Annotated in this window: 7 protein-coding genes; 3 read left to right on the top strand and 4 right to left on the bottom strand. The window is 35.4% G+C overall.

Annotated elements, in window-relative coordinates; all coding sequences use genetic code 11:
• Positions 1-645: 645 nt before the first annotated feature.
• From OIU83_RS06190 to OIU83_RS06180, 3 genes are read right to left on the bottom strand one after another with little or no spacing between them, the layout of a single operon-like run.
• On the bottom strand, positions 646-1,734 hold the full coding sequence (locus OIU83_RS06190; protein ID WP_264205404.1) for an efflux RND transporter periplasmic adaptor subunit: 1,089 nt from the start codon (positions 1,732-1,734) through the stop codon (positions 646-648).
• Positions 1,724-5,008 carry an efflux RND transporter permease subunit gene (locus tag OIU83_RS06185; RefSeq protein ID WP_264205403.1) on the bottom strand — a complete coding sequence of 1,095 codons (3,285 nt, stop codon included), beginning with the start codon at positions 5,006-5,008 and terminating at the stop codon, positions 1,724-1,726. The genes OIU83_RS06190 and OIU83_RS06185 overlap by 11 nt, the downstream gene beginning before the upstream one ends.
• Before the next feature lie 12 nt (positions 5,009-5,020).
• Positions 5,021-6,406, bottom strand: coding sequence for a TolC family protein (locus OIU83_RS06180; protein ID WP_264205402.1), 1,386 nt, complete (start codon positions 6,404-6,406; stop codon positions 5,021-5,023).
• A gap of 164 nt (positions 6,407-6,570) precedes the next feature.
• Between OIU83_RS06180 and OIU83_RS06175 the strand changes: the two genes are divergently transcribed.
• On the top strand, positions 6,571-7,608 hold the full coding sequence (locus OIU83_RS06175) for a sensor histidine kinase (protein WP_264205401.1): 1,038 nt from the start codon (positions 6,571-6,573) through the stop codon (positions 7,606-7,608).
• 1 nt (position 7,609) lies between these two features.
• The gene (locus tag OIU83_RS06170) at positions 7,610-8,320 is read left to right on the top strand and encodes a LytR/AlgR family response regulator transcription factor (protein WP_264205400.1); all 711 of its coding nucleotides are present in this window, start codon (positions 7,610-7,612) and stop codon (positions 8,318-8,320) included.
• A 10-nt stretch (positions 8,321-8,330) separates the two neighbouring features.
• Here OIU83_RS06170 and OIU83_RS06165 read toward each other — a convergent pair whose 3' ends face one another.
• Positions 8,331-8,765, bottom strand: coding sequence for a DUF6526 family protein (locus tag OIU83_RS06165; RefSeq protein WP_264205399.1), 435 nt, complete (start codon positions 8,763-8,765; stop codon positions 8,331-8,333).
• Positions 8,766-9,023: 258 nt separating this feature from the next.
• On the opposite strand from OIU83_RS06165, the gene OIU83_RS06160 reads away from it, so the two are divergent.
• Positions 9,024-12,044 (top strand): T9SS type B sorting domain-containing protein, encoded by a 3,021-nt coding sequence (locus tag OIU83_RS06160; RefSeq protein WP_264205398.1) that lies wholly within the window; start codon positions 9,024-9,026, stop codon positions 12,042-12,044.
• Positions 12,045-12,085: the final 41 nt, after the last annotated feature.

Raw genomic sequence — 12,085 nt, 5'->3', positions numbered from 1 at the left:
AATAATATTTTGATGATGAACGAATATTTTAAATAATAAAAACAAATATCAGCACTCCAATATTATCTTTTTTACGGAAAACCATACTGTACTAAAATTTGTCAGAAACAAGAGTAACAATAAATAATGCAAAAGATGCAAGTACTTTTACCTGTTTATTTTTTTGAATACTAAATCCCTAGCGCTGATAGAAGGGAAAATCCTTTTTTATTGTTTTTCTCAATAAAAAAGATTGGAATGATTGCAGGAAATAGCTCCTAAAGAAATATTTAGAAACAAATATTTTTAAAAGCTTCAAATGTTTTTCTTTAATTGCCTCCTGCTTTAGCTGGAGGTTTATAATTGAATAATAAAATGGGCTTTAGCCAAAATGTACATATTCGGCTAAAGCCTTAGTTCTTGCTCTATAAAATTCCTCCAGCTAAAGCAGGAGGCAATTCAGGTTTTTAGAATAAAACTTTGCGACTCTGTGCCTTTGCGAGATTATTTTTTCACCACAAAAAAAGGACGATACTTTAAAAGCATCGTCCTTTAGGGCAATTTTTGATTCGCATTCTCAAGTCATTTCAGGTTCTTAAATGCGGGAATTAATAATTGCGTACAGTTTCTTTGGGTAATCTAATAAAAAAGAAAGCTAAAGGGGGGTTATTCGTTTACAGTATCACCTTCTTTAATTTCTTCGCTGGCAAGTTTTATCAGTTTATCATTGGCATTTAAATCTCCAAATATTTCGATTTTATCATCGATTTCTCTTCCTTTTTTTACGTTGATTCTTGTTGCTTTATGGTTTACTACTTTTATAATATAAATGCCTTCGGCAGAACTTACAACGGCAGTTTTTGGCGCTACAAATGTGCTGTCTTTTGCATTTAGCGGAAGCAAAACTTCGGCTACCATTCCTGGTAATAAATCTCCGCTTGTATTGTTTACGTCCATCTCTACACGTTCTGAGCGCAGTTTTAAATCTAATGCTCCCGACATACGTTGTATTTTGGCTTTAAAAGTATCTGGCGATGATTTTACATTAAAACTCATTTCGTCACCTTGTTTTAAATATCCTGTATATAGTTCTGGGATAGATACGGCAAGACGCAATTTTGTTTGTTCCTGAATGGTTAATAATGGCAAATCTGATCCTTTTCCTGCAGGACCTACGTAAGCGCCTAAGTTGACATTTCTTGCTGTAACAATTCCGTTAAAAGGGGCACGAATTTCTAGATAGCCTCTCATAATCGCCACTTCTTTATGTGCTGCAACTGCGGCTTGGTATTGTGCATAATCAGAATTCTTTTTTCCGTTTGCCATTTCTAAATCATTTTTAGAAATAGTACCTTCTACTTTACTAGTTTCATAAAGACGATTGTAGGTGCTTTTGCTTGTATTGTAAATGGCTTCCATCGATTTTAATCTCGATTCGGCAGCAGCAAGTTGAGAGCTAATTTCGGGCGCTTCTAGTACGATTAAAAGTTGTCCTTTGGTTACTTTCGTACCTATATCTACTTTAAGTAATTGTACAAAGCTGCTCACTTTTGCATATAAATCTACTTGTTGGAAACCAGATAATTCTGCTGGCATTCTCAATTCGGTTGATAGTTTTTCTTTTTGCAAAAGAAATGTTTCAGTCTTCGGTTCAACTTCTGCAGTAGCTTCTTCTTTCTTACCAGAATTACAGCTGCTTAATAAACTTACTGCTACAAAAAATAGCATGGTCGATTGTAATATTTTATTTTTCATTTTTTGGATTTAATGAGGATATATAATGGATGCTTTCTTCGTCTTCGGGATCTAAAGAAACAGATTGTGTGCTTGCTTTTTCTTGTGCCCAGGCAAAAATAAGTGGTAAAATTAATAATACTGCAAATGTCGAAAATAATAATCCACCGATAACAGCACGTCCTAATGGAGATACTTGATCGCCACCTTCTCCGTGTCCAATTGCCATTGGTAACATTCCAGCAATCATTGCCACAGATGTCATAATGATTGGACGAAGACGTAATGCTGCAGCTTCACGAGCCGACTCTAATGCATTGCCATTGTATTTTCGTAATTGTTCGGCATTGGTAACCAATAAAACGGCATTGGCGATAGAAACCCCAACCGACATGATGATTCCCATATACGATTGTAAATTTAGGGTAGATCCTGTAATTAATAACATTAATAAAGACCCCAGAACTACTGCAGGAACTGTGGTTAAGATTACTAACGATACCTTGAATGATTGGAAATTTGCCGCCAACATTAAGAAGATCACAAAAATGGCGACCAATAATCCGATTTGTAAACTACTTAATGTTTCAGTCAATACTTTGCTCATACCAATAGGGGTAATGAATAAACCACGTGGTAATTCTCCCAACGAATTTATTGTTGCATCCACATCTTTTACTGCCGTACCAAGATCGGTTTGGCTTATGTTGGCCGTAACAGTAATGTATGGCATAGCCCCTAAATTGTCATTTTCTCCACTCACAAATCCTGGTGTAATTTTGGCTACATCACTTATAACTGGACGAAGCGAATTTTTTAATACCGGAATTTCTCCAATATCAGTTTTACTTTTCATCTGGTTTAATGGAACCTGAACCTGAACGTTATATGATAATCCGGCTCTTTCATCTACCCACATATTCTTTTCGGTATATCTTGATGATGAGGTCGAGGCCACAAGTGATCTTGAAATATCATTCATATCTACGCCCAATTCGGCAGCACGAGTTCTGTCAATGTCAATATTCATTGCAGGATAATGAATTGGTTGTCCAATTTGCACATCTCTGAAATAAGATATTTTCTTTAGTTTCTCTACAATCTGATTGGCATATAACTCATTTCGTTTTTTGTCTTTTCCAGCTATTCGCACTTCAATTGGAGTAGGAGAACCTTGGCTTAAAACTTTATCGGTAAGTTCGATTGGCTCAAAAGAAAGCTTCACATCTGGAAGTATCTTTTTGATTCTAGCTCTAAACTCGTCTTTAAATTCATCCATATCGGCATGATAGTCTTTTAAACTCACTTGAAAAACAGCTTCATGTGAACCCGCCATGAATAAATATATTGGGTTAATAGAGAATAAAGAAGGGTGTTGCCCTACATACACAGATGAGATTCCGATATGTTCTTTACCAACCATTTTGTCTAATTCTTTAAGCACTAAAATTGCTTTTTCTTCGGTACGTTCTAAACGAGTTCCATCGGGAGCACGCATCCTTAGTTGGAACTGACTTGAGTTTACTTTAGGAAATACATCTTTCCCGATAAAAGTAATTAATACCATTGCAAGACAGGTAATTCCAAGAAGATAGGCAATGGTTACTCCTTTTTTAAGCGGAAACAGGCGATCTAATGTTTTCATAAATCGAATTCTGAATTTCTCAAAACGACTTATTTTTCCATCATTATTCAGATCGTCTCTTTCGACCATGTTTTTTTTCTGAGTAATCAGATTTTTTTCCGATTCGGCTGTTATTCCGCTATCGTTAAATTCGGCTTCATCATCGGTAATATTTGGTGCATGTTCATGAACTGGATGTCCTTTCATTAACCAGTTTGCCATAACAGGTACAAATGTTTGCGATAGTAAAAACGAAATAACCATCGAGAATCCAATCGCTAATGCCAATGGTAAAAACAAAGCTCCCGGTATTCCTACCATCGTAAATGCCGGTGCAAAAACGGCAAGGATACAAAGTAAGATCAGTAACTTAGGTAAAGCAATTTCCTGACAGGCATCCCAAATGGCGAGTGCCTTGGGTTTTCCCATGTCGAGATGCTGGTGGATATTTTCTATCGTAACAGTACTTTCGTCCACCAAGATACCAATTGCAAGTGCCAATCCGCTTAATGACATTAAGTTGATGGTTTGACCAAATAATTTCAGGAATAAAACTCCCGAAATAATCGAAATCGGAATCGTAAGGATTACAATTAAAGCAGCACGTCTGTCACCAAGGAAAAGTAAAACCATTAATCCGGTTAGTACAGCTCCAATGATACCCTCGGTAATTAAACTTTTAACCGAGTTGATTACATAAACCGATTGGTCAAATTCATAGGATAATTTTACATCCTCGGGTAAGGTACTTTGGATTTTAGGCAATTCGGATTTTAATTTCTGAACCACATCCCAAGTCGAAGCATCTCCCGCTTTTGCAATACTAATATAAACCGAACGTTTTCCGTTTACCAAGGCATAACCGGCAGTAATATCGGCACCATCTTTTACAGTAGCTACATCGCCTAAAGTTAAGTTTTGTACACCACCTTTAAACAACGGAATTTTCTCAAAATCCTTAACTTCTTTAATCGTATTGTTGGTTGGTGTAATATAGTTTATATCACCCATTCGAACATTTCCGGAAGGGGCAGTTTGGTTGTTTACACGTATTGCATCTACGATTTGATCGGGTGTCATATTATGCGAACGCAATAAATCAGGATCTACGTTAACCTCAATCGTTCTTGGGCTTCCGCCAAAGGGAGCCGGAGATAATAAACCGGGAATAGAGGTAAAAGATGCACGAACATAAACGTTGGCTAAATCCTGCAATTCATTATTGGAACGTATTTTACTGCTTAATACCAATTGACCAATAGGCAAAGACGAAGCATCAAATCGAATAATGAACGGCGGTTGTGTTCCTGGAGGAAATGCCGCCTGAATCCTGTTCGATAGCGAACTTAATTCGGCAGCAGCCTGAGCCATATTCGTATTCTCATAATAGGTTAATTTCATAATCATCAACCCCTGAATATTCTTGGTTTCAACTGATTTTACCCCATTTGCAAAAGGTAAAATATTGACATAAGTCTTGGCAAAATAAGCTTCCATCTGATCTGGAGTATAACCACCAAAAGGATGTGCAATATAAATAACCGGCAAATTCATTTTCGGAAGAATATCTACCTTGATGTCCTTGATGGCACCAATTCCGAAGAAGAATAAACCTGCAACCAAAACCAGTATGGAAATGGGTTTGCGAAGTGCAAAACGTATTAAATTCATTAGGATCTATAATTAAAATTCATTTATAAATAAGTCAAAATTACCTGTGGCTGCTGCCTTAAGTAAGAAAGATTGCCAAACATTATTATTGACAATATCCCGATCTATTTCGGCGCGATTCAGGGTATATAATGTTTGGGTTATATCTGTTAATGTGGTTAACCCATTTTTATACAAGGTCGATTTTTGTAAATAAGCCTGAGCAGCAGCATTAACCTGAATCGGTGCTTCGACATAATTATCCATCGTGATTTTAATTTTTGCGTCAGCGAGACTCAATTGCGCTTTTAGCTCGGTATCAATCTGGTTGTACTCATCTTGTAAACCCTGAGAAATAAATTTTTGTGCACTAACTTGTTTGCTCGCTCTAAATGGCGTTGTAAGATTCCATGAAATTCCAATTCCCACAAGATAATTGGTTCGGTCCGGGCTAATTCCATCGATATAATTTCGATTAAAAGAAGTTTGATCGGTTACATAATCCGAGTTAAATCCAGATGCTCGCGTTTGTAAAACACCAAACATACTCATCGTAGGGTAGTAGCTTCTTTTATATAATTTAACCTGTTGATTGCTGTAATCAATTCTGGTTTTATAGTATTGAAGTACAGGATGAAGACTGTCATTAGACTCACTTGGTTGTATCATTTCCCTTGGGATTTGATTTACAAATAAGGTATCGGGAACAAAATCCTGAGTAGGTACTCCCATTAAAATAACCAATTTACTATTTTGCTCTTTTACAAAATCTTTAGCCTGATTTAAGGCGATTTTAGCACGAGATACTTCGGCTGTAGCCAATGTAGAATCGACACCTGCAAGTAATCCGTTTTTTACTCTTGCCACGGCTGTGTTCTTGAAAACGATAGCACGTGATAAGTTTTTTTGCTGAGAGATTAATAAACGTTGGCTTGCCAGCAAATTAAGATATGCCGCAGAAATTTTAATTTCCTGTTGAAATTTTTCCTGTTGCAAATCATTTTCACGACTTTGAACCTCGACTTTGGCAAGATTGATTTTTTGTTTGATTTTCCCAAAAGTGAAAAAATCCCAATTCATGTTAACCAGATACAAGGCACCAAAAGAGGCGTTCCAGTTTTGTTCTGGTAAAGCGGGACCCGATGAGGCAGTACCAAGACCATTATAACCATATAATACACCATTTTGGCCATTAATAGTTCCGTAATCTTGTTGTGCCGATAAATTTAGATTTGGTAAGTAATCCCGGTTAGCTTGTTTAAGCGTTTCTTTGGAGGCACTGGCATAATTGCTTTTTGCTTTAACACTACCATAATTTTCAAGACCTATTTTAATAGCATCTTTTAAAGATAGTGTCTGGGCAAATCCTGCCGAAACGGAAAACAATAAAAATAATAGCGTAATTTTTTTGAAAGACATAAAACTCAAAATAAGAAATTATCTAACAAAATTATTTTACTTGAACCAAAATAACCCTTGTTAAATGATGTAATACGATAATAAATGATGAATTGAATTGGTCATTTAATAAAATTAAAAATTAAAAATTAGCCCGTAATTTGTAAACTATTTAAGTATTAGTAATGAACAAAAAGATTAATAGCGTATTGGATAATAAATGGTGGCAAGAGATTGCTGTTGTTGCTTTTTCATTTACGATTTATACATTAAAAAATGATTGGATGCTTTTTAGCTCCTTAGCTTCCATTCTTATGGGGGGGTTTTTCTACTTAATCTTGTATATGCATGCCCAATTCAATCGTTTTTTTCTTCTTCCAATATTATTTAAAGAACAAAGACCACTAACATATATATTTTTAACGCTGCTGGGAGTATTACTGTTTTCTATAGTTTTATACGAAATAACGACTTTGGATATGTTTAGTAAATGTCGTTTATATCAAAACTCACATCAAAGAAGTTATGCCTATCAAATGGCAAGTGTTTTGGGGACATTAGTATGTATTTTGAGTCCGATAATTGTTTTTAAATTCTACCGGATTCATAAAAAACAAACTGATGAAACACTATTATTCAACCAGATGCAATTAAATTCTCTCCGCGGACAGTTGAATCCTCATTTTTTATTTAATACCTTTAATACCCTGTACGGGATTAGCCTTGAGTTTCCTGATCGTACACCGGATTTAATCATGAAAGTTTCGCAATTAATGCGTTATCAGCTAGAGAGTAATGCCAAACAATGTGTATCGCTGGAAGAAGAACTTTCGTTTATTAATAGTTATATTCAACTAGAAAAAGAGCGTGTAGGATACCGTTGTGATATTACATACGATTGCAAAATCGATAATGAAAACGCCTATAAAGTTTCACCAATGTTATTGATTACTTTTATAGAAAATGCATTTAAACATGGGACTTGTGCAATTGAAAATTGCTTTGTTCGTATTTTTATAACCGTTGATAATGGATTATTACATCTTCATGTAATCAATTCGATACCTACTAAAAAGACAAATGTTGTTTCGACCAAAATTGGATTGAAAAATACAGTTGAACGCATGAATTTACTTTATGGCAAAGAATATAAATTAGATATTCAAGAAGATAATAATACTTATATCGTAGATTTGAAATTACAACTCAAGAAGTTTGTATAATATGAAAGAACCAAAAAAATGTATTATTGTTGATGATGAGCCAGCAGCACATTATGTTTTGGTGAATTATATAAAGCAAAATCCGCAACTGGACTTGGTTTATCAGTGTTACAATGGTATCGAAGCCATGAATTATCTTCGGGAGAATAAAGTAAATTTGATGTTTTTGGATATCAATATGCCCGAAATAACCGGTATTGAATTATTAAAGATTATTCCATCTCCTCCAAGAACAATCTTAACAACTGCTTATTCGGAATTTGCCCTTGAAAGTTATGATTACGGAGTCATTGATTATTTATTAAAACCAATTTATTTCCCAAGGTTTTTAAAGGCAATAGATCGTTTTTTCTCTATGGAAAATGGTCAAAGTAAAGCTGTAGAAACTGTTGCAAATACCGTGAGTGTAAAAGTAGATGGTCACTTTGTAGAGCTTGAATTGGAAAATCTTTTATTTGCACAGAGTTTTGGTAATTATGTAAAATTACATACTACAAAAAGAACCTATCTGGCATCTATAACTACGAGCGAATTCGAAAAATGTCTTCCCGAGTTAGGTTTTATGCGCATTCATAAGTCATATATTGTTGCTTTGGACAAGATAGAAGCAACAGAAAAAGATTTTGTTGTAATTAAGAAAGAAAGGCTACCTATCGGGATTACTTATAGAAGAGAACTTTCTGATCGATTGAAGAATAAAACGTTTCTTTAATCAGAATACTTTAAACCCTTTGGTAATCTCCTCTCCAATCGGTAATGGATTTTTTTATTGAATTCCCGGATAGATTTTCATCCAAAGTTTTTTCGATTAATATAATGAGTTCTTTATCGGGACTAAATCGCAATGCAAATATTTGTTCGTCGTTTAATTGATCCTCAAACTCCTCCAATCTTTTTCCTGTTATTGAGAAATAGCGATATCGTAATTCTAATCTAATAATTCTGTTTTGTAAGGTTAAAGCATAATGCTGACGGAGCATTAAACCCAATCCAAATAGAACAACAAAAATTAGACTTATAAAGATCCAGATTGCTGTATCATTTGATGTAAAAGAAAAATAGATGCTAATAATGAGCAAAATTGTTATTACAGGATAATAAATATAATGATGAGGGGCATAATACCGAATATGATTTTTATAAGATTGTGCTTCCATAATAATTATTTTTTTTAAAGATAGGTAAAACTGTAGTTTTTTAAGTGTTATTTATCAATCTCTTAAGACTTTAAACTTTGAGCAAAAAGTATAAAATACAGTTATTTAGAGTAATACAAACTGAAAGATTTTTTTTATAAAACACTATTAATGTATAGGTAATTAGTAGTTTAGTTAATTGTATTGATGGTTATACAAGATAATATTGTTAATTTTAAGAGAATACTTGAGCATATTATTGGATTTAATTTTATCGATATGAAATTTAAAACTTTACTCAGTTGTTATATTTTTACAATTTTCTTCCTATTTATAAGTGATAAAACATTTTCCCAATGTTTTGAAATTCAAAGTATTTTAGTTGATGCCTGTGATGGTACTGCAGAAGGTTTTAATGAAATGGTCCGGTTTAAAGTAGGGAGTGCACCATTGGATATGAGTACACTAGTGGTTTCTTGGCCCAACAATTCCTGGAAAGGTCTTGTAGAGGATGTTGTAACAGCTTCTAAAGTTGCTCAATTAAACGCCGACATTGTTGCTGCAGGAGGTTGCAGACGGATAATAGAGCCTCCAGGTGGAATAATTCCGGCTAATGCAACAGTTATTCTGGTAACAAGTTTTAATATGAGTCCATCTGCAAACCCATTCGGTCCTTTGTCTGAGGATATTTATATGATATTTCAAAATAATCCAACAACTAGTAGTGGGCATTTTGCCAATTTTGGAGTAGGTCTACGTACTCTCACGATGGCTTTAATTGGCGGTTGTGCTAGGAGTGTTACCTACGATAGAGCATTGCTAACCGATATAAATGGGAATAATGTAGCTGCAGATGGAGCTACAGTTGATTTTACGCCAGCTGGAGTTGCCAGTTATGTAAATTATGGATGTCAAGCACCAATACCTCCTTTTATTGTAAACGCAGGCCCACCAACTTTAACCGCTTGTGCTGGTGCTACAATTGCTTTAAATGGTACTGCACTAGGCGAACAGTCGGTTGCTTGGACATCTCCTGTTGGGACTTTTTCTTCTTCAAATACAACAGTAACCAATTATACAATTCCGCTTGCATCTGGTGGAAGTACTATTGTATTAAAACTAGAAGCGACAAATATTTGTGGAGATAAAATTTCGGATGTTATTAATTTGACGGTAAATTCAAATACAAGGCCAGATTTTGCAACAACACTAACCTTATGTAATGGAGCAACAGCACCAGTTCTAGCAACAACCTCCCCAAACGGAATAACCGGAACTTGGAGTCCTGCAGCAATTGATAATGCAATAAGTGGTAATTATGTTTTTACTCCCACAGCAGGTTTATGTGCTACAACAACTACATTGGCAGTAACGGTTAATCCAAATGTTACGCCAGATTTTGCAACAACACTAACTTTATGTAATGGAGCAACAGCACCAGTTCTAGCAACGACTTCCCCAAACGGAATAACCGGAACTTGGAATCCTGCAGCAATTGATAATACAATAAGTGGTAATTATGTTTTTACTCCAGATGCTGGACAATGTGCCACAATAACTACATTGGCAGTAACGGTTAATCCAAATGTTACGCCAGATTTTGCAACAACACTAACTTTATGTAATGGAGCAACCGCAGCAGTTCTGGCAACGACTTCCCCAAACGGAATAACGGGAACTTGGAGTCCTGCAACAATTGATAATACAATAAGTGGTAATTATGTTTTTACTCCCACAGCGGGTTTATGTGCCACAACAACTACATTGGCAGTAACGGTTAATCCAAATGTTACGCCAGATTTCGCAACAACGCTAACATTGTGTAATGGAGCAACAGCGCCAGTTCTGGCAACGAATTCCCCAAACGGAATAACGGGAACTTGGAGTCCTGCAACAATTGATAATACTACAAATGGCAATTATGTTTTTACTCCCACAGCAGGTTTATGTGCCACAACAACTACATTGGCAGTAACGGTTAATCCAAATGTTACGCCAGATTTTGCAACAACACTAACTTTATGTAATGGAGCAACCGCAGCAGTTCTGGCAACGACTTCCCCAAACGGAATAACCGGAACTTGGAATCCTGCAGCAATTGATAATACTACAAGTGGTAATTATGTTTTTACGCCCACAGCAGGTTTATGTGCTACAACAACTACATTGGCAGTAATGATTAATCCAAATGTTACGCCAGATTTTGTAACAACGCTAACATTGTGTAATGGAGCAACAGCGCCAGTTCTAGCAACGACCTCCCCAAATGGAATAACTGGAACTTGGAGCCCTGCAGCAATTGATAATAGTACAAGTGGTAATTATGTTTTTACTCCCACAGCAGGTCAATGTGCCACTATAACAACATTGGTTGTAACAATTACACCAAGTATTACACCTGATTTTGCAACAACGCTAACATTATGTAATGGAGCAACAGCACCAGTTCTAGCAACGACCTCACCAAATGGAATAACCGGAACTTGGAATCCTGCAGCAATTGATAATACAATAAGTGGTAATTATGTTTTTACTCCCACAGTAGGTCAATGTGCCACTACAACAACATTGGTTGTAACAATCACACAAAGTATAACACCAGATTTTGCTACTACACTAACATTATGTACGGGAGGATCAGTACCAATTCTGGCAACCCGATCTCCAAACGGAATAACTGGAACATGGAGTCCGGCAATAATCAGTAATGCTGTTAGTGGTAATTATGTTTTTACTGCTGCGGCAGGACAATGCGCTACAGGAATCACGCTGAATGTTATTATAAAAGATATTAATTTTTCGACCACTCAGCAATGTATAAATAACGAGTATTTGGTTAAAGTAATATCAGATACAAATTCTTCAGATTATCAATATACCTGGACTAACAATATTGGGAACATTGTAGGGAATAATAGTGCTAATTTCAACTTTACAGATTACGTGAGGAATAATAGTTCAATTACACTTCCACTTGAGTTTAAAGTTACTGTAAGTAATGGAACTTGTCAAAAAGTAGAAACAGTCTTAATTACAGAATATCTATGTGGTGTCCCAACTGCAATTTCTCCTAATGGAGATGGTATTAATGACAACTTTGACTTAACTGGTTTTAATGTTAATGATGTTGAGATTTTTAACCGTTGGGGACGAAAAGTTTACCACTATTCGGGCAAGTATGTTAATGAATGGTATGGTCAGAGTGATGATGGTAAAACACTTCCTAATGGAACTTATTACTATGTTATTAAATCCAATGTTGGCGCTGGTAAAGCAGGATGGGTTTTCATTAGTTATTAAAACAGAAGTTTGTGTATAAAAGAAAAACCTTTAAGGAGGCT

It is taken from the genome of Flavobacterium shii, assembly GCF_025847235.1.
GTDB classification, from domain to species: Bacteria; Bacteroidota; Bacteroidia; order Flavobacteriales; family Flavobacteriaceae; genus Flavobacterium; species Flavobacterium shii.
The sequence above is the reverse complement of the archived record's forward strand: the minus strand, read 5'-3'. Positions and strand labels throughout refer to the sequence as shown.